16 protein-coding genes and 1 tRNA gene are annotated in these 19641 nt (G+C 64.7%); 13 read left to right on the top strand and 4 right to left on the bottom strand.

The annotated features are described in order from the left end of the window. Positions 1-4: 4 nt before the first annotated feature. The 6 genes from J3S28_RS08460 (at position 5) to rdgB (ending at position 4730) form a co-directional block, all read left to right on the top strand. Positions 5-976: a PLP-dependent cysteine synthase family protein gene (locus J3S28_RS08460; protein WP_207839433.1), complete on the top strand. Its 972-nt coding sequence runs from the start codon at positions 5-7 to the stop codon at positions 974-976. A 29-nt stretch (positions 977-1005) separates the two neighbouring features. Further along, complete coding sequence (locus J3S28_RS08455) at positions 1006-1653, top strand: rhomboid family protein (protein ID WP_207839432.1); 648 nt, start codon at positions 1006-1008, stop codon at positions 1651-1653. Further along, positions 1650-2450, top strand: a complete 801-nt coding sequence (murI, locus tag J3S28_RS08450) for a glutamate racemase (protein WP_372435961.1) — start codon at positions 1650-1652, stop codon at positions 2448-2450. Before J3S28_RS08455 ends, murI begins: the two co-directional genes overlap by 4 nt. Before the next feature lie 48 nt (positions 2451-2498). Then, a complete protein-coding gene (locus J3S28_RS08445) occupies positions 2499-3263 on the top strand; it encodes a cyclic nucleotide-degrading phosphodiesterase (protein WP_207839431.1) in 765 nt (254 codons plus the stop codon). A gap of 64 nt (positions 3264-3327) precedes the next feature. After that, positions 3328-4113, top strand: a complete 786-nt coding sequence (rph, locus tag J3S28_RS08440) for a ribonuclease PH (RefSeq protein WP_084891940.1) — start codon at positions 3328-3330, stop codon at positions 4111-4113. Beyond that, positions 4113-4730 carry an RdgB/HAM1 family non-canonical purine NTP pyrophosphatase gene (rdgB, locus tag J3S28_RS08435; protein WP_207839430.1) on the top strand — a complete coding sequence of 206 codons (618 nt, stop codon included), beginning with the start codon at positions 4113-4115 and terminating at the stop codon, positions 4728-4730. The genes rph and rdgB overlap by 1 nt, the downstream gene beginning before the upstream one ends. A 3-nt stretch (positions 4731-4733) precedes the next feature. On the opposite strand, the gene J3S28_RS08430 is transcribed toward rdgB, so the two are convergent. Both J3S28_RS08430 and J3S28_RS08425 read right to left on the bottom strand, forming a co-directional pair. Next, entirely contained in the window at positions 4734-5093 is a 360-nt protein-coding gene (locus J3S28_RS08430; RefSeq protein WP_084834383.1) for a DUF3817 domain-containing protein, read from the bottom strand. Continuing rightward, positions 5090-5542 (bottom strand): transcriptional regulator, encoded by a 453-nt coding sequence (locus J3S28_RS08425; protein WP_207839428.1) that lies wholly within the window; start codon positions 5540-5542, stop codon positions 5090-5092. The genes J3S28_RS08430 and J3S28_RS08425 overlap by 4 nt, the downstream gene beginning before the upstream one ends. 61 nt (positions 5543-5603) lie before the next feature. On the opposite strand from J3S28_RS08425, the gene J3S28_RS08420 reads away from it, so the two are divergent. The 4 genes from J3S28_RS08420 (at position 5604) to J3S28_RS08405 (ending at position 7573) form a co-directional block, all read left to right on the top strand. Continuing rightward, positions 5604-5688 (top strand) — tRNA-Leu (locus tag J3S28_RS08420). A 264-nt stretch (positions 5689-5952) separates the two neighbouring features. Continuing rightward, positions 5953-6270 carry a hypothetical protein gene (locus J3S28_RS08415; protein WP_207839426.1) on the top strand — a complete coding sequence of 106 codons (318 nt, stop codon included), beginning with the start codon at positions 5953-5955 and terminating at the stop codon, positions 6268-6270. A gap of 62 nt (positions 6271-6332) precedes the next feature. Further along, the gene (locus J3S28_RS08410) at positions 6333-7259 is read left to right on the top strand and encodes a serine hydrolase family protein (RefSeq protein WP_207839425.1); all 927 of its coding nucleotides are present in this window, start codon (positions 6333-6335) and stop codon (positions 7257-7259) included. 137 nt (positions 7260-7396) lie between these two features. Next, positions 7397-7573 (top strand): hypothetical protein, encoded by a 177-nt coding sequence (locus J3S28_RS08405; RefSeq protein WP_207839424.1) that lies wholly within the window; start codon positions 7397-7399, stop codon positions 7571-7573. A 27-nt stretch (positions 7574-7600) separates the two neighbouring features. Here J3S28_RS08405 and J3S28_RS08400 read toward each other — a convergent pair whose 3' ends face one another. Both J3S28_RS08400 and J3S28_RS08395 read right to left on the bottom strand, forming a co-directional pair. Continuing rightward, positions 7601-10513 (bottom strand): MMPL family transporter, encoded by a 2913-nt coding sequence (locus J3S28_RS08400; protein WP_307796957.1) that lies wholly within the window; start codon positions 10511-10513, stop codon positions 7601-7603. Between the two features lie 273 nt (positions 10514-10786). Continuing rightward, complete coding sequence (locus tag J3S28_RS08395; protein WP_207839422.1) at positions 10787-12598, bottom strand: AMP-dependent synthetase/ligase; 1812 nt, start codon at positions 12596-12598, stop codon at positions 10787-10789. A gap of 168 nt (positions 12599-12766) precedes the next feature. Between J3S28_RS08395 and J3S28_RS08390 the strand changes: the two genes are divergently transcribed. The 3 genes from J3S28_RS08390 to J3S28_RS08380 all read left to right on the top strand — a co-directional run bounded on the left by J3S28_RS08390 (position 12767) and on the right by J3S28_RS08380 (position 19383). Then, positions 12767-14542 (top strand): DEAD/DEAH box helicase, encoded by a 1776-nt coding sequence (locus tag J3S28_RS08390; protein ID WP_207839421.1) that lies wholly within the window; start codon positions 12767-12769, stop codon positions 14540-14542. Between the two features lie 208 nt (positions 14543-14750). After that, a complete protein-coding gene (locus tag J3S28_RS08385; protein WP_372435960.1) occupies positions 14751-15092 on the top strand; it encodes a rhodanese-like domain-containing protein in 342 nt (113 codons plus the stop codon). A 127-nt stretch (positions 15093-15219) separates the two neighbouring features. Next, the gene (locus tag J3S28_RS08380; protein ID WP_207839420.1) at positions 15220-19383 is read left to right on the top strand and encodes a PDDEXK-like endonuclease domain-containing protein; all 4164 of its coding nucleotides are present in this window, start codon (positions 15220-15222) and stop codon (positions 19381-19383) included. The last annotated feature ends 258 nt before the right edge of the window (positions 19384-19641 follow it).

Raw genomic sequence — 19641 nt, 5'->3', positions numbered from 1 at the left:
GTCCATGCCACGCTACGAATCGCTGATCGAGTCGGTCGGCCACACCCCGCTGATCGGTCTGCAACGGTTGTCACCGCGCTGGCGTGACACTGATGACGGCCCCGCCGTACGGTTGTGGGCCAAACTCGAAGATCGCAATCCCACCGGTTCCATCAAGGATCGTCCGGCATTGCGGATGATCGAGCAGGCCGAGGCGGACGGGTTGTTGACGCCGGGCGCGACCATCCTGGAACCGACCAGCGGCAACACCGGGATCTCGCTGGCGATGGCCGCAAAACTCAAGGGCTACAGGGTCATCTGCGTGATGCCTGAGAACACGTCGGTCGAACGGCGACAGCTGCTGACGATGTACGGCGCCGAGATCATCTCCTCGCCCGCGGTCGGTGGGTCGAACAAGGCGGTCGCCATGGCCAAGGAGTTGGCCGCGGCCAACCCCGACTGGGTGATGCTCTACCAGTACGGGAATCCCTCGAATGCGCTGGCGCACTACGAGAGCACCGGCCCCGAACTGCTCGAAGACCTACCGGAGATCACCCACTTCGTGGCAGGGCTAGGCACCACCGGGACCCTGATGGGTGCCGGCAGGTTTCTCCGTGAGCAGCGGCCGCAGATCCAGATCGTCGCGGCCGAACCTCGTTACGGCGAAGAGGTGTACGGACTGCGCAACATCGACGAGGGCTTCGTTCCCGAGTTGTACGACGAGTCGATCCTGACCATGCGGTACTCCGTGGAGGGCCGCAACGCGGTCCGCCGGATGCGTGAGCTGATCGACACCGAGGGCATCTTCGCCGGGGTCTCGACGGGTGCGATCGTCCACGCCGCCCTCGGTGTCGCTCGCAAGGCGATGTCCGCTGGTCAGCGCGCCGATATCGCCTTTGTCGTCTGCGACGCCGGATGGAAGTATCTGTCCACGGGGGCGTACGAAGGTAGCCTCGACAAGGCAAGTGACGATCTCGAGGGCCAGCTCTGGGCCTGACGGTCGCGGCGATATCTGATCGGAGACCCATGACCGGATCGCTCGGCTCTTACGGCGGTGGACTGCCGTCCGCCGGACCCCCTGCGCCTGCGCGGACGTCGTGGCCGCTGTGGGCGCGCTCGGCCGTCACCATCGCCGTCCTGACTGCGCTCCTCTACGTCGTCGAGGCGATCGACGCCGTCAGTAAACACGACCTCGACAGTGCGGGTATCGAACCGCGGGAGGCCGACGGACTCACCGGCATCTTCTTCTCGCCGTTTCTGCACGCCGACTGGGAACACCTGGCGGCCAACACACTTCCCGGGATGGTGCTGGGTTTCCTGGTCCTGATGGCGAGGCGTTTCATCATCACGACGGCCATCGTGTGGGTCGTGTCGGGCCTCGGCGTCTGGATGTTCGCGCCGCCGTACACCGTGACCGTCGGAGCGTCCGGCATCATCTTCGGCTGGCTCACCTACATCCTGGTGCGCGGGCTGTTCAATCGCGACATCTGGCAGGTCCTCCTCGGTGTCGTGGTCTTCATGATCTACGGAGGTGTGCTGTGGGGCGTGGTCCCCACAGACGGCCGGGTCTCCTGGCAAGGGCACCTGTTCGGTGCGATCGGAGGCGTCCTGGCCGCCTGGTACCTGTCGAAGAAGGATCGCAAGCGCGACGAGAAGAAGGCACTGACCCAGTGATCACAGATGTGGACGCACCGATCGGGATCTTCGATTCCGGGGTCGGTGGCCTGACGGTGGCGCGCGCCGTGATCGACCAACTGCCCGCCGAGAACATCATCTACATCGGCGATACCGCGCACGGTCCTTACGGGCCGCTGACCATCCCGCAGATTCGGGCCCACGCACTCGCCATCGGCGACGAACTCGTCGAGCGAGGTGTCAAGGCGCTGGTGATCGCGTGCAACACCGCGTCGGCGGCGTGTCTGCGAGATGCGCGTGAGCGCTACCCGGTTCCGGTGATCGAGGTGGTCCTGCCGGCAGTGCGCCGCGCTGTGGCCGCGACCAGGTCGGGACGTATCGGAGTGATCGGGACCGAGGCGACCATCGCCTCTCGGGCGTACGAGGACTCCTTCGCCGCCGCGCAGAACGCGGTCATCACGTCCGTTGCGTGCCCGAGGTTCGTCGACTTCGTCGAGCGGGGCATCACCAGCGGTCGCCAGGTTCTCGGCTTGGCGGAGGGCTACCTCGAGCCGTTGGCCGCCGCCCGGGTCGACACCGTCGTCCTCGGCTGCACCCACTATCCGATGTTGTCCGGGGTCATCCAGTTGGCGGTCGGCGACGACGTGACGCTGGTGTCGAGTGCGGAGGAGACGGCGAAGGACGTGCTACGGGTCCTCACCGCGAACGATCTGCTTCGCGAACCATCGGAACTGCCCGCGCAGCGCGTCTTCCAGGCGACCGGCGACCCGGACTCGTTCGCGCGGTTGGCGACGAGGTTCCTCGGACCCGCCATCGGAGCAGTTCAACACGCCTGATCTGCCGTCCGGCGGCGCCACGGTCCTCAGGCGTGGCAGCATGGCGGCATGCGTTTGACCGTGCTGGGTTGTTCGGGCAGTTTGTCTGGCCCGGACTCTCCGGCGTCGGGGTATCTCCTGACCGTGCCCGGGCACCAGCCGGTGGTGATGGATTTCGGCCCGGGCGTCCTCGGGTCCCTGCAACAGCACGCGAACCCGAACGACGTGGCGATCGTGCTCAGCCACCTCCATGCCGATCACTGCCTCGATCTCCCGGGTTTGCTGGTGTGGCGCCGGTACAGTCCGGTGCCTGCGACAGGCAAGGGCACGCTCATCGGGCCTCCGGGTACCGCCGCGCGGATCGGCGCCGCGTCGTCGGAATACGCGGGTCAGCTCGACGACATCACCGATACCTTCGAGGTGGGCGAATGGGCTGACCGACAAGAGATCGACTTGGGCGGGATGAGGATCCTGGCGCGAAAGGTCAACCATCCGCCGTCGACCTTCGGATTTCGGATCACCGCGCCCGGGGGGAAAGTCCTCGTGTACTCGGGGGACACCGGTGTGTGCGATGAGCTGATCGAACTGGCCGAGGGCGCTGACGTGTTCTTGTGCGAGGCATCGTGGACTCACGATCCGGCCAACCGGCCGCCGAACCTGCACTTGTCCGGGCGTGAAGCGGGCGAAGCCGCCGCCAAAGCGGGGGTCAAGAAGCTTGCGCTGACCCACCTTCCGCCATGGACCTGGCCCGATGACGTACTCGCCGAAGCACGTGAGGTGTACGACGGCCCGATCACGGTCGTCCGTAAAGGCGAACAGATCGACATCGACTGACGCCGGCGACCCGCGTATCGGCCACCCGACCACAGGTCTGGCCAGAGTCGATAGGGTAGGCGGTGTGAGTAGACGTGTAGATGGCCGAGTCGATGACGAGCTGCGGAAGGTCACCATCACCCGCGGATTCACCAATCACCCCGCCGGATCAGTGTTGGTGGAATTCGGGCAGACGCGAGTGATGTGCACCGCGAGTGTCACCGAGGGGGTTCCCCGATGGCGCCGCGGCTCCGGACTCGGCTGGCTCACAGCGGAGTACGCGATGTTGCCCGCCGCCACCCACGACCGTTCCGATCGCGAGTCCGTCAAGGGCAAGGTCGGCGGTCGCACCCAGGAGATCAGCCGCCTCATCGGTCGGTCGCTGCGTGCCTGCATCGACCTCGCGGCGTTGGGGGAGAACACGATCGCGCTCGACTGTGACGTGCTCCAGGCCGACGGTGGAACACGAACCGCAGCCATCACCGGCGCCTACGTTGCGTTGTCCGATGCGGTGACCTATCTGAACGCCGCAGGCAAACTCGCTGACCCGCAGCCAATTTCCTGCATGATCTCCGCCGTCAGCGTTGGCGTCGTCGACGGTCGCGTGCGCCTGGACCTGCCCTACGAAGAGGATTCTCGTGCCGAGGTGGACATGAATGTGGTGGCCACCGACACAGGAACTCTTGTCGAGATCCAGGGCACGGGGGAGGGCGCGACCTTCCCGCGGTCGACCCTGGACCGGTTGCTCGACGTGGCGATGGCGGGCACCGAGCAACTCTTCGAGGTGCAGCGTGCGGCGTTGGCGCTTCCGTACCCGGGTGAGCTACCGGTTGCCGAGACCCCGGGCAAGCGCAAGGCATTCGGCAGCTGATGGGTGGTCGTCTACTGGTTGCCAGTCGCAACGCCAAGAAGTTGGCCGAGCTCCGGCGCGTGGTGGAGCAGGCAGGCATCGAGGGCCTCGAGGTGATCGGTCTCGACGAGGTGCCCCCGTTCGAGGAGGCACCGGAGACCGGCGCCACGTTCGAGGAGAATGCCCTCGCGAAGGCCCGGGACGCATACGCCGCCACCGGATTGCCATGTGTTGCCGATGATTCCGGCCTCGAGGTGGATGCGCTGAACGGCATGCCGGGGGTGCTCTCGGCGCGCTGGTCCGGTCGGCATGGTGATGATCCTGCCAACACTGCGTTGCTGCTCGGTCAACTCAGAGATGTACCTGAGGAGCGGCGTGGCGGCGCGTTCGTCTCTGCGTGCGCGCTGGTCACGGCTGACTCGGAGGTCGTTGTCCGCGGAGAGTGGCGGGGGAGGATCATCGCAGAACCTCGCGGCGACAACGGGTTCGGCTATGACCCCGTTTTCGTACCCGATGACGCAGCAGGCGAGGGGCGCACCTCGGCCGAGTTGTCGGGGGCCGAGAAGGACGCGCTCAGTCACCGCGGGCGGGCACTGGCGCAGCTGTTGCCCGCCTTGCGCGAGTTGGCGACGCGGTAGCGTTCAGAGGCTGAACTGCGCCCGGATCTCCTGGGTGCGTTTGTGTTCCACCCAGAACGACAGGAACGGGATTGTTCCGGCGATCAGCGTGAAGATCGCCTTGCCGATCGGCCAGCGGACCTTGATGCCGAGGTCGATCGCCATGATCAGGTAGATGAAGTACACCCACCCGTGCACGAACGGAACGAAGTCGAGTGAGTGGTTGTCGAACCCGTAGAGCAGGATCATCTCGGCAACCAGCAGCAGCAGCCACAGGCCGGTGATCCAGGCCATCACCCGATATCGCAGCAGTGCCCCTTTGATCTTGTTCGGTGGGGTGATCGTCCTCGGGGTGGTGGTCGACTCGGCGGGTGTTTCGGTCACTGATTACTCCGTTGCGAATTGTCGGATGGGGCCGCTTGGGCCTGCAGTCGCGCCAGACGGGCCGCGTCCGCTTCTGCGAGTTCGGCGAGGATCCGGTTGTATTCGGCGATCTGATCGCCTTCGGTGGTGCCGTCCTCGACCGTCGGCGTGGGCGCGGCACTCGGCCGCGGCGGCAGGATGCCCGCGGGGATCTCTTTGATTCCGTTGTTCGCCGCATGCATCTTCTCGACTTCGTCCGGATTGTCCTCGAGGACGACGAACTTGTGGTAGGCGTAGACGAAGAACGCCGCGAACGCGGGCCACTGCAGTGCATAGCCGAGGTTCTGCCCGGTACCCGCGCTGGACTCGAACCGGTCGAGCTGCCACCAGGCCATGGCCAGGCAGGCAACAGCTGCGACGATGACCAGCGCGATGAGTGCTGGTCGGTGCCGCTGCTTGTTCGATGCCATGTCTTGACCGTACCTAAGTGCCGCAACTCGCTGGTCAGCCGGTAGTCTGTCCCCTGCACACGCGCGAGTGGCGGAATTGGCAGACGCGCTGGATTTAGGTTCCAGTGTCTCAGGACGTGGGGGTTCAAGTCCCCCCTCGCGCACCAGGAACAAGATGACCGCCCCCCGGCCAGCGAAGGCCGAGGGGCGGTAGTGCCGGGAGGGTCGGGGGTCCCCCGGCATCGAGTCATTCGGTCCCCGGCTGGGTAGGGATTGGTTTGCCCGCTGAGATTCTCCGTACCACCGCGGTCAGTCGGTAGAAGACCAGGTCGATAGGCAGAGCGGCGTCTCCACGTCTCCATTCGGACTCCGCAGGCATCGCCGCCCCGCCGCGCTTGAGACTATCAGTACTTCGAACGTATGGTCGAATGATGAAAACGGCGAGCATCGGTGGAGACAGCGGTCAACCGCGACGACCGGCGTTCGTCCGCGTAGGCCATATGGCGGTGACCGTCGACCTGATCACGCTCTACGCCTATCAGCCGCACCATTCGGGCTCATACCACCCCGATGGACTGCAATTTCGCAAGAAGACGCTGGGGGTCCTGACCGAGTGGGGCATGACTGAATGGGGGGAGTGGTTCGGCAAGGTGACCTATACGATCCCGGCAAAAGGTCGCGAGGAGAAGGTGACGCACTGGGTTCCCGGGTGGGCGCTGCGGCCTGCCGAGCAGCCCGGTCCCCGGTAGTGGTCAAGTACACCGGCGGCGAAGTGGCAGCAAGGAGCGGACAGGCGGATGCTGGACCTACGATGTTCGGTCGATCTTCCCCCGCTGCACCGCCCCTACGCACCGTCGTGGCGGCGTCGCTGATCGCCGCGCAGATGCTCGTTGCTGCGTCGGTCGGGGCTGTCGTGTGCGGGTCGGCACGGGCCGCCGCCCCCGTGCCCACCAATTCTCTCTTGATGGCACCATCAGGACCTGTGTCAGCCGATGACTCGTTTGCAGCGCTCGCCGCGGCGCGGGCCAGCGCGACCGCCGAGGGTGGAATCGACCTCGAGGCAGCGGTGCTCGACACGACGACCGGGGTGAGTGCGTCCACCACCCCTGCACACGTGCCCATGTTTGCTGCGTCGCTCGCCAAACTCGTTGTGACCGTGGACGTGATCGACAGACGGCGAGACGACGCCCTCGTGGTGGGGGAGTCAGACCTCGAGTTGCTACGGCGCGCCCTCGGGCCGAGCGATGACCTTGCGATGAATCAATTGTGGGAGAGATTCGATGGACAAGGTGCTGCGGCACGCGTAAGTGCTCGACTCGGGTTGGTCGGGACGACTGCGCCCGTCGACCCGTCGTACTGGGGGCAGATGACGACCACGGCTGCCGATCTCGCGACGGTCTATCGGCATGTGCTCTCGATGCCGGGGATGGATCGAGATCTGATCATCGGTGCTCTCGCCGCCGCGCCGCCCGTCGCGGCCGACGGCTTCGCGCAAGACTTCGGGCTTCTTGCTCCACGGCAGGTCGGGATCGCCGTCGCCAAGCAGGGCTGGATGTGCTGTGACGATCAGACGAGCTACCTGCACAGCGCGGGGCTCGTCGGTGACGACGGCCGGTTCGTGGTGGTGCTCCTGAGTCGCCAACCATTCGACCAGGATTGGCAACTGGAAAGGGGCCGCCTCACCGCGGTGGCCTCCGCCGTCCGTGACGTATTGGACACCGCAACCTCAGTGCACTGACACGCGCTGGAGTGCGTTCGGCTGTGATCTCGGTCGCCCCGCCGCCGTAGCGGGGAACGGAACCCCGGCATCGGTCGTTGACCGAAAAGCTCAGAGCTGAGCAGGTTTTACGCAGTGCGTTCGAGGAGTAGAAGACAGTGAGCGATTTTCCGCCGCCACCACCGTGGACGGCCGGTTTCCGTGCCCAGCAGGCAGCGAAGAAGGCCGCGAGTGACCACATCCCGCCGCCGCGCAAGAGTCGCGGCGACAAATGGGAGTGGCTGATCCTGGTCGCATTGCTGGCTCTCGTCGTCGCTGTCCTGATACTGAAGTAGCCCACCCGCCTCAGGCTTTCGTTCCTGTCACGCTCGCGAGGGCCACCACACCCGGTTGCCCAGCAATGACATGGCAGCGGGGACCAAGACGGTCCGGACGATGGCCACATCGAGCAAGAGTCCGACGCCGACGGTGAAACCGATCTGCAGCAGATTTACGACGGTCCCGCTCATCAGGGCGAACATGGTGATCGCGAACACGATTCCCGCCGTCGTGATGACGCTGCCGGTGGTGCCGAACGCCCGCACGATTCCCCGACGCATCCCCAGGGACGACTCATCGCGGATCTTGGACGCGAACAGCATGCTGTAGTCCGCTCCGACCGCAACCAGTGCCATGAACGAGATGGGCATCACCGACCAGTCGAGGTTGATTCCGATGATGTGCTGCCACACCAGAATTGACGTGCCGATCGCCGTTCCGAATGACAGGACCACCGCGCCCACCAGCAGCGCCGGTGCCAGCAGGCTTCGCAACAGTAATGCCAGGATCAGGAACACCGCGAGCACAGCGACGGAAGCGAACAACGCGAAGTCGCGTTTGACCTGTTCGTTCATGTCCGCGGACAGCGACGTCAGCCCAGTGCTGCTCACCTCCGCGTCTGCGAGAACCGTCCCGTTGAGCCCGGCTCGCGCGGCGTCGGTGATCAGGCCGACGTTGTCCAACGCGACGTCGCCGTACGGATTGATGCTGCGTACCACGAGCATTCGAGCCGTCTTGCCGTTCGGGGAGATGAGGAGTTTGCTGCCTTCGACAAACCTCGGATCGGAAAAGCCCTGCGCGGGCAGATAGAATCCGGCGCCGGGGCCGTATGAGGTGTGTTTGCTCATCTCGGCGAGATAGTCAGATGCTTGCGCGAGTCCGCCGGCCAGCTGTCCGGTGAGCCGGACGGTGGTGTCCGTACCGTCCTTCACCTGTCGTAGCCCGTCGGCCAACGTGGTCATGCCGGTGGACAACTCGGTGACGCCGGAACTCAGGCGGTCCAGGTCGGCGCGTAGTTGCTCCGGAGTGCGCCCACCGAGGCCCTCCACCATCGACTGCAGCTGCACCAGCCCCGTCTGGAGTTCGGGCAACAGTGCCTGGGCCTTCGCCAACACCACATCAGGGACTCCCGCCAAGGCTGCGCTCTGCCGAAGGGCTGCGGCGGCCCTGCCACCGGTCGCCCTGTCCAGTTCGGCGAAGGCCGTTCGCGCGCGAAGACAATTCGGATCGGCGACGCAGCCCGGGCCCGGCAACGGTTCGAGCAACGGGTCGAAGACCGCGCCGAGCTGCCCGATCACCGCGCCCGTCTGCACGTCACTGGTGTTGATCGACTCGATCAGGGCGCCGAGCGTGCCCGTGAGCGTCGACAGCTGTGCGATGCCGTCGGGCAGTGTGCTGCGCCCGTCCGACGCGATGGTCGCGATGCGAGTGGCCGTCTCCAATCCCGCCAATACCCCATCGGCCATCCCGACCACCTGCTGAGTGCCGGCGACGAGTTCAGGCATGCGGGCCTGGGCTTCGCCCGCGCCGTCGCGCAGTTGTGTGACGCCGGTGGCGAGCCGCCGCAGTTCCGGTGCCGCATCGACCAGTTGCCGGTGAGCGTCGCCGAGACCGTCGCCCACGATCTTCGTCTGCGTGCCGATTGCGGCCTCCGGTAACGGTTTTCCGTCAGGACGCGTGATGGACCTCACGTAGGCGATGTCGGGGAGATTGGACACCGACATCGCGGCCATCTCGAGCGCTGCCAGGTCTCCGGTGTTGCGTAGATCGTGGTCGGCGCGGATCACCAGGTATTCGGGAAGGACCTCGTTGACGCCGTAGTGGTCGAGTACCTCGTCATACCCTTTGGCCGAGCCGGTATCTCGCAGTTGCATTGCATTCTCGTCGAAGTTCACCGTGAATGTCGGTATCAGGAGCGAGATCCCCAGCAGAAAAGCCAGGGCCAGCGCGGTCAGTGGACCGGCGCGGCGGATGACGCGCGCACCCAGACGCCGCCAGCGTCGTTCGGTGGATCGTTTCGGTTCGATCAGGCCGCGGCGTCCGGCGATGGCAAGTAAGGCCGGGGTCAGCGTCAGCGACACGGCCAGGGTGATCCCGATGCCGATGGCAGTCGGCGGACCGGCCGTCTTGAACATACCGACCTGGGTGAAGATCATCGCGCAGGCCGCGGCGGCGATCGTCAGGGCGGAGGCGATGAGAATGCCGGACACCTTGGCACTTGCGGTGGCCACCGCATCGTCGGAATTCTGCTTCGCGCGGCGGGCATCGTGAAATCCGGCGACGAGAAAGATCGCGTAGTCGGTGCCGGCGCCCAGGACCATGGCGGTCATCAATGCGATCGTGAAGTTGGAGACGGGCAGCATGTCGTGCATCCCGAGCGCCGACACCACCGGGCGGGCCGCGGCCAATGCGATCGCGATGGTGAGCAGCGGTATGAGTGCGGTGACGAAGGACCGGTAGGCGAGGAGCAGAAGCGCGGTGATGAGGACCACCGAGACCGCGGTGATGATCAGCAACGAGTAGTCGATGGACGAGAACAGGTCGGCAAGGGTGGGGGAGGCGCCAGTGTAATACGCTTGCAACCCTGCAGGTTTGGGGATGGAGTCGATGATCTCGCGGATTCCAAGGGTGCTGTGGTGCGCTCGTGTCGAGCCGACGTCACCCTCGGCCACCACCATGAGGTTCAGAGCCTTGCCGTCCGGGCTCACGCTGATGTCGCGGGTGACCGGATTGCCGTAGGTGTCGAGGATGTACGCCACGTCGGTGCGGTCGGCAAGGAGAGCGTCCACCAGTTCGCTGTAGTACTGGCCCTCGGCCTCGCCCAGTGAGGTCTCCGATGCGAGTACGACATGTCCGACCGCGGTCGACGGCGGGGAACCGAAGTCGGTGGACATGTCGCGCAGCGCGTCCACCGACGGCAGGTTGCCGGGCAGGAAGGGGGCCGAGCGCTCTGACACCGTCTGCTCTAGTTGAGGCACAACGATATTGAGCATTCCCACAACTGCGATCCAGAATGCGACGATCCACCACGCATGCCGCGCGCACCATGTCCCCAACTTTCGTAGTGGACCCGTCCCGCTGTACCCGCCCGCCATGTCAACCCCCGTTTCGATAGACCAATCGATCTATGTAACGAACGGTAACAGTAACAACGTTCATTGGTAAACCCAGAAATGCGAAACGGGAGGCAGGCCGCGGTGGCCTGCCTCCCGTCGCTTTCGGGTTCTTGTCTACTTCGTGTAGAGACCCTCGATCTCGTCGGCATGTGAGTCGTGGATGACGTTGCGCTTGAGCTTGAGCGTGGGCGTCAATTCTCCGGACTCGATCGTGAAGTCGGTGTCGATGATCCGGAACTTCTTGATCGCTTCCGCCTTGGACACCAGGGTGTTGGCAGTCTTCACGGCGTCGTCGATGTCGGCGAGGATGTCCTTGTTCTCGAGCAGATCCGCGATCGAGGTGTCCGCGGGCAGCTCGTGCCGCTCGAGCCAGCCCGGGAGGGCCTCTGGATCGAGGGTGATCAGGGCCGCGATGAACGGCTTGTTGTCACCGACGACCAACGCCTGGCTGACCAGTGGATGAGCGCGGACCGCGTCCTCCATCTGTGCCGGCGAGACATTCTTACCGCCGGCGGTGACGATCAGTTCTTTCTTGCGTCCGGTGATCGAGAGGTATCCGTCATCGAGCGTGCCGATGTCGCCGGTATGGAACCAGCCGTCCTTGAGGGCTTCGGCAGTCGCCTGCTCGTTCTTCCAGTAACCACCGAACACGACCGGTCCCTTGAGCAAGACCTCGCCGTCGTCGGCGATCGCGACCGACTGGCCATAGATGGGCCGTCCGACCGTCCCGATGCGTTGTGCACCTTCGGCATTCACGGTCACCGCGGCGGTGGTCTCGCTGAGGCCGTAGCCCTCGTAGATCGGGATCCCGATCCCGCGGAAGAAGTGCCCGAGCCGAGCGCCGAGCGCTGCGCCACCGGACACCGCGCTGGTGCACTCGCCACCGAGCGCGGCGCGCAGCTTGGAGTAGACGAGGGCGTCGAACAGCTTGTGCTTGAGCTTGAGTGCGAGCCCTGGGCCGGACGGGGTCTCGAGAGCCTTGGAGTACTCGATCGCGGTATCGGCGGCCTTGCCGAAGATCTTGCCCTTACCGCCGTCTTCGGCCTTCTGCTTGGCGCTGTTGTAGACCTTCTCGAACACGCGCGGCACAGACAGCAGATAGCTGGGCTTGAAGGCGGCGAGATCATCCATGAGCGTCGGGCCGACAGTGGTGTGGCCGAGTTGCACCAGGTGCACGATCGACGCGACGGAGATGATGCGCGCGAAGACGTGGGCCAGGGGCAGGAACAGCAGGGTGGAGCTGCCCTCGGACATCAGGTCGCCCAGCGTCACCCGCACCGCGTGGCACTCGTGCAGGAAGTTGGCGTGGGTCAGCGCAACGCCCTTGGGCTTACCCGTGGTCCCGGAGGTGTAGACGAGGGTCGCGATGTCGCTCGACAGCGTGTTCGCATGTCGTTGGTCCAGCTCCGCGTCGTCGATCGTCTCGCCGCGCTTCTTCAGTTCGTCGATCGCACCCGAATCGATGACCAGCGTCTCCTTCAGGCTCGCCGCCTCGGCGAGGGCAGGCGAGTGCTCCGACTTCTGGCCCTCGGTCTCGACCACGAGGAGTGAGGTCTCCGAATTGTCGACGATGTACTGGACCTGCGACGAGGACGAGGTCTCGTAGATGGCGACCGTGGTGCCGCCGGCACGCCACACGGCGTAGTCGATCACGGTCCACTCGTAACGGGTGGCGCTCAGGATCGACACCCGGTCCCCGGGGCCGATACCGGAGGCGATGAAGCCCTTGGCCACCGCGTCGACGAGGTCGGCGAACTCCTTGGTGCTGATGTCGGCCCAGGCGCCGTCATCGGTGCGCCGCTTGAACAGCGCCTTGGTCGGTGATTCCTCGCGGTGCCGCAACATCGAATCGACGATGGATGCCTTGTCCGGCACAACGAAGTCGGACGGGACGGTGATCTCTTGCACGTAGGCCTCCTGCGGCATGGAATGCGGAGAACCGGTGACTGACCAAATCGGACACCGGCAACTGTGCGATAGATTACCTTTTGTCATTACTCGTCAGTAAGGGACCTGCGAAGCCACTACGGCCGACCGCGGCACCCTACGCTGCGAATAACGGATTCGGGCTGTTCACGGCTACAGTGGACAGTAATGACCGACAGTATTGATGCGGCCGCCGTGAGTGATGCGGCCGCTGCGAGTGAAGAAACCATCACGTTTGCAGACCTCGGGATGGATGCCCGGGTACTCCAAGCGCTTACAGACGTGGGCTACGAGACCCCGTCACCGATCCAGGCAGCGACGATTCCGCCGCTCCTCGAGGGCCGTGACGTCGTCGGTCTTGCGCAGACCGGAACGGGTAAGACCGCGGCGTTCGCCGTTCCCATCCTGTCGGGAATCGATGCGTCCGCCCGTAAGCCCAAGGCGCTGATCCTCGCGCCGACCCGTGAGCTCGCGCTGCAGGTCGCCGAAGCGTTCGGCCGGTACTCAGCACACCTGCCCGGCGTGAAGGTGCTGCCGATCTACGGCGGCCAGAGCTACACCGTCCAGTTGTCAGGGTTGCGGCGCGGTGCACAGATCATAGTCGGCACCCCCGGACGCGTGATCGATCACCTCGACAAAGGCACGCTCGACATCTCCGAGCTCGACTACCTCGTGCTGGACGAGGCCGACGAGATGCTCAACATGGGCTTCGCCGAGGACGTCGAACGAATCCTCAAGGACACTCCGGACACCAAACAGGTCGCACTGTTCTCTGCGACGATGCCGAAGACCATCGGTCGGTTGTCGCAGAAGTATCTGAAGGACCCCGTCGAGGTCACCATGAAGGCCAAGACGGGCACCGCGTCGAACATCACGCAGCGCTACTTGCAGGTTTCGCACCAGCGCAAACTCGACGCTCTCACGCGCGTGCTCGAAGTCGAGCAGTTCGACGCGATGATCGTCTTCGTCCGCACGAAGCAGGCCACCGAAGATCTCGCAGAACGGTTGCGTTCACGCGGGTTCTCAGCGGCGGCCATCAACGGTGACATCGCCCAGGCTCAGCGTGAGCGCACCATCGCACAGCTCAAGAACGGTCAGGTCGACATCCTCGTCGCCACCGACGTGGCGGCCCGCGGACTCGACGTCGATCGCATCTCCCACGTGCTGAACTACGACATCCCGCACGACACAGAGGCCTACGTGCACCGCATCGGCCGCACCGGCCGCGCGGGCCGGTCCGGTACTGCGCTGCTGTTCGTGTCCCCGCGCGAGCGACACCTGTTGCGCGCCATCGAGAAGGCGACACGCCAACCGCTCGACGAGATCGGCCTGCCGAGCGTCGACGACGTGAACGCCCAGCGCAAGACGAAGTTCGCCGAGTCGATCACCCAGAATCTGGGCTCTGACCACCTGGACATGTTCCGGAAGCTGATCGAGGGCTACGCGCAAGAGAACGACGTCACGATGGCCGACATCGCGGCTGCACTCGCACTTGAAACGCGCGATGGCGGGTTCTTGATGTCGCCGGATCCGCCTGCGAGCGAGCGCAAGGATCGTGACCGCAAGGAGCGTTCCGAGCGTTCCGGCCGCGGCGGCGACACCGAGTTCGCGACCTACCGGCTCGCCGTCGGTCGTCAGAACAACGTGACCCCTGGCGCGATAGTCGGTGCGATCGCCAACGAAGGTGGCCTCTCGCGAGGCGATTTCGGCCACATCAGCATCCGCGCAGACCACTCGCTGGTCGAGTTGCCACGCAATCTCGACCGGGACACGCTGACACGCCTTCGTGGTACCCGTATCGGTGGCGTGCCCATCGGCATCAAGAAAGACGACGGGGCTCCACGCTCGCGATCGTCTTACGGCAACAAGGGCGCCGGCGGCGGGAAGTCGTACGGACGCGAGCGCCGCGGGTCACAGAAAGTTGCAGGCCGGGCCCGCCCATAGGGTCCGAACTGGCCAGATCACTCCTCTTTATCACCTGCTGTGAGCTGTGAGATCACCGGGTGGATAACATCCAGGACGATCGGTAGTATCGCCCGCGGCGTGATTCTCGTGGTGCGAAATTAGAGTCGGCGTCATCCTCCCGTAACAATTCGGGTGTGGCGAACGACATACTGAGAGCGCACACAAGCTGCAGGTAAGAGGAACGGTGATGAGTCCAGTAATGATGGCTGATCCGATCTCGGCGCAAGAATGTGCCGAGCATCGCGATCGCGGAGATGCAATCGTGGTCGACATGCGACCTCAGGTCGTCCGGCACCAGGGCAGTCTGCCCGGAGCGGTGGTGGTCGAACCCCACGAACTCCTCGCAGCGTTCGACCCGTCTTCGAAGCGTCGCATTCCTGTGATCGACGACCTGGACACCGAGATCGCGGTTGTATCGGTGAGTTCTCAGGCACCCCAGATCGCCCAGCGGATCGCCGCGTTGGGCTACACCAACGTGCACTATGTCGACGGCGGGTTCCGCGCCTTGCGCTCCGCGACAACTGCCTGAGGGAAGAACGGCGCGAACGTAGGGAAGTCGAGTCCGACATTCGGCGGCCATCTCGTGAAGACGGTCGCTGCAGCGGGTAGCGTTCTGGGTTAGTGAGTATCAACCTGAGGCTTAACTCGAGGACATGATGACCGATTCTGTGCCCGGCGAAGACCGGCGCGGCAGGGTACTGCGCCTGTTGCAGTTCCTGCATGAGCTGGTTCGGGCCAAATCCTCGGTCATCCGGGACGTCTCGGATCACGCCGGAGTGGTCTGGCTGGGGCCTGATTACGACATCCCGATCGATCGCGATGCAGCGGTGGGTCAGGTGATCACTGAACTGTCCCGCAGCAATGCTCTGCAGAACACCGCGTACGACCTGCTGGCCCAGGCCATCGACGACTTGGCAGAGCGTCCCGAATCGCTGGAGCTCGTGGTTGCGTCGGGGCTGCTGACGGCGCATGGGCCCACGACCATCCGCGAGCACCTCCTGACCCAGCCGGTCATCGCCGACCATGACCATGCGACCGGCGTCATCAGCGTCAGGCTCGCCGGAGGGTCCCAACCGGAACTGCACGCAGGCCATCTGCTCACGGGCCTCGACGGGTTCGATCTAGCGGCGGCGACAGCGCTCTCGGACACCCTCGGCACCACGCGCTCGCCGATCGCGGAATCGGTCGAGAAATTCTTCACCAAGTGGCGACGCGCGGTCGTCGACGACCCTGCCTCCGTGACGGTGGACTTGGCGCCTGCCCTCGTCCTGCGTCGTCGCGGCTCGGCGCCGCTGCTCGATTACTACGAGGCCATGATGGCCACGGTTCGGGATGAATCCAACGACATCCCGATCGGCCTTGCGCAACTGGTCGAGCCCGTCGAAGCGTCCGAGCGGGTCGATCGGCTGCGCGAGGCCGGCGCGATGTCCGCGGCCGAACTCGTCGAAGACGCGCTCTACCCGTTGCCGTCGAACGTCGAACAGCGCGACATCCTCGCGCAACTCGGCCTCGACAGCGGGGTCGTCGTCGAAGGTCCGCCAGGAACCGGCAAGACCCACACGATCGCGAACCTCATGTCTGCTCTCCTGGCCAAGGGGCAGCGGGTGCTGGTCGTCTCGGAAAAGGCTCAGGCCCTACACGTACTCCGAGACAAGCTTCCCGTCGAACTCCAGGAACTGGCGGTCTCGATCACCGATGTGACCAAGGACGGTTCCCAGTCGCTGATCGACAGCGTGGAGGCGATCGCCACCCGTAAGGGCAGCTTCCAGTCGCGAGTTGCGACCAGCGAGATCAAGAACCTGCGGTCCAAGCGTGATCAGGCACGCGCGAAGCGCGAACAGATCCTGCGAGAGATCTGGCAGCTCCGGGAGTCGGAAACAGAGAAGCACGAGTGGGTCGCGGCCGGGTACAGCGGAACCGCAGCCCACATCGTGCGCCAGTGCAACGAGGTTGCTGAGCAGCATGACTGGCTTCCAGGACCGTTGAGCAGTGCGCTGCCGGCACTGGAGCCCGCAGAGTTCGAGCGGCTCCTCGAACTGCTGCGTGCGCGGGGCGACGGATGGTCTGATCGATTGGCTCAGCATCTGCCCCCTCTGGACGATGTGCTGCCGGGCACCGTGGAACTCGAGCAGATCTGTAAGCGGGTGCAAGAGCGCCCCTCTGAAGGCATGGTCGGCAGCGGTTCGCTTCTCGCGATTCTCGCCGATGTGGACAGTGCGCGACTGCTGCGGGTCAAGACCAGGTGCGATCGTCTCGGTGCAGCGGTACGCGAAGTCCGGACATTCCCCCCACACCTACAGCAGATGGCGCAGCGTCTGCTCTCCGGCGAGGCTTCGTATCTGTGGAATCGCGTGACGGCATTGTCGGAGGTCATCGATGATGCGACCGAGCGGGACAAGCGCATCGGGACACACACCGTCGAAGTTGACGGTGCGGCCACGGGCGATTCGGTGTTGTTCGAACAGGCCGCGGAGTACCTGGAATCGGGTGGCGTGTGGCGCGGTCGATTCCGGAAAGCCCCCCAGCAGAAAGCTGTCGAGGACCTGGGAGCGTCCTACACGGTCGATGGTCGTGTGCCGACTGATGCTCCGTCGCTGAGGCTCGTCGCCGACCACCTCGGGGTGCTCGACGCGGTGGCCCGGGTGCAGTCGATCCTCGCCGAGGTCAACGTTCCGATGGACACCAGCGGAACTCGTTCGGTGCAGCTCGGACGTCTCGTTCGGCTCGACGGACAACTCGCCTGGGTGTCCGAATTGCTCACCGGCCGAGACCAATTGGTGCGCGAGCTGAACTCGATCAGTCCAGGTGGCCCCCGTCCTAAGAGCATCGATGAGGTCGAGGAGGTGGCGCGGCAGGCAGGTGCCATCGCAGCGGCGAACGACGGCACGTTGGCTCGCCGCGAACTCGATGACATTGCACGCGTGTTGTCGGCGGAGATCGAGAAGGGCCCGTCGCGCGAGGGCGATGCACTGCTCGCGGCAGTGCGTGCCGCCGACCCCGACGCAATCCTCGAGACCCGCCGCGCCTTCAACTCCGCCCGCATCGAGCGCGAGAGTCAGGGAGCACTGGACCTGCTCGAGCTGCGCCTGAAGCAGAAGGCCCCCAACCTCGTCAAACTGCTGATCGAGACCTCGAGTGAGGCCATCTGGGATGACCGTCTCACTGACATGGATGCCGCGTGGTCGTGGCGCCGGGCCTATCAGTGGGCGCAGGACCGCAGCGACCCCGAACGTGAAATGAGGCTCGAAGCGGATCTCGACGAGGTCGAAGCCGATATCGCGCACTTCACAGCGCGGCTGGCGGCCGCCTGCGCGTGGCGCGAGTGCCTCGAGCACATGACGGTCAGCCAGGTCCAGGCTCTGCAGTCGTACAGAGATCACATCACGAACATCGGTAAGGGTTCGGGAAAGCACGCGGAGCGCTTCAGGCTCGCCGCGCGGTCTGCGATGGCACAAGCACAGACCGCGGTACCCGCGTGGATCATGCCGATCTCACAGGTGCTCAGCTCTGTTGCACCCCAGCAGAATTCGTTCGATGTGGTGATCGTGGACGAGGCCAGCCAAGCCGATATCTCCAGTCTGTTCCTGCTGTGGCTTGCCCCCCGTGTGATCGTCGTCGGAGACGATCGGCAGTGTGCTCCGGGAGGTTTCGGGGGATCGGGCATGGACGAGGTCTTCACCAAACTCGACACCTACCTGTTCGACATCCCGCAGTACATGCGGGACAGCCTCACACCGCGTTCGAGCCTGTTCTCGATGTTGCGTACCCGATTCGGACACGTGGTGCGGCTCCGCGAGCATTTCCGGTCGATGCCCGAGATCATCGAGTTCTCCAGTCGGCAGTTCTATCCCGACTCCCCGCTGATCCCGGTGCGACAATTCGGTGCAGATCGGTTGCCACCGTTGCAGACCCGACATATCGAAGGGGCCAGGAGTTCCGGGTCGAACTCATCGCTCGTGAATCCGGACGAAGCCGCCGTATTGGTGCAGCTCCTGAAGGAGGCCGACGCCGACCCGCGGTATGCGGGAATGTCCTTCGGCGTCGTGGTGCTGCAGGGACAGCGCCAGGTCGACCTCGTGAGCCAGTCGCTACGCGATGCAATCGATCCCGAGACCTGGCGCGTGCGGGCGCTTCGCGTGGGCACTCCGCCCGACTTCCAGGGCGACGAGAGGCACGTCATCTTCCTGTCGATGGTTGTGTGCCCAGAGACCAACGTGAATGCGCTGACCCGCAGTGAATCCCAGCGCCGTATCAACGTGGCGGCCTCCCGCGCGATGGAGCAGCTCTGGTTGGTCCATTCGGTCGAGGCCGCTGACCTCAAGGCGAACGATCTGCGGTACTCGCTCTTGACCTACATGCAGAAAACCGAAGGTGCGCTGGTCGATCCGATGCCTGTCGGTATCACGACCACCTCGCGCAACGAACCATTCGACTCGCTGTTCGAGCAGCAGATCTTCGTCGATTTGGCCGAGCGTGGTTTCTATGTGAATCCGAAGGTGGTCGTCAACAACCGCGTCATCGACCTGGTCGTCACCGGTAGCGACGCCAGGCTCGCCGTCGAATGCGACGGAGACGAGTTCACCAGCACGCCTGAACAAGCGCGAGCCGACATGGAGCGCGAACGCGAATTACGCCGCTGCGGTTGGCGTTTCTGGCGAGTGCGCGAGTCGGAGTATCTACTCGATCCAGAACTCGCGATGCGCGGACTGTGGGATGAACTCGAAAGACGGGGCGTCTCACCGAATTCGGTGTCATCAAAGCTGTCGGGCCCGTCAGATGTCGAGCCCTGGCAGCCTCTCGCGCTGGCCGGCGGAGACTAGACCTCCGACCGATCCGAAACACCCGTCGACTGTGCCGAACTAGCCGCCGACCAATCCGAAACACTCGTCGAGCGTGCCGAACTGGCCGTCGAGCGTGTCTATACCCCACGCAGACCAGAGCTTTCGGCACAGTCGATGCGAGTACTGGCACGGTCGAGCGCCTTTAAGGCACGCTCGACGGCGACAAGGGCACGCTCGATGGCGACAAGGGCACGGTCGAGGGGGTGGTTGCGACCCGACCGGTGCTCATTTGTCAGG

Source organism: Williamsia soli (genome assembly GCF_017377795.1).
Classification (GTDB): domain Bacteria; phylum Actinomycetota; class Actinomycetes; order Mycobacteriales; family Mycobacteriaceae; genus Williamsia; species Williamsia soli.
Note: the sequence above shows the minus strand (reverse complement) of the source record. Positions and strands in the feature narration are given on the sequence as shown.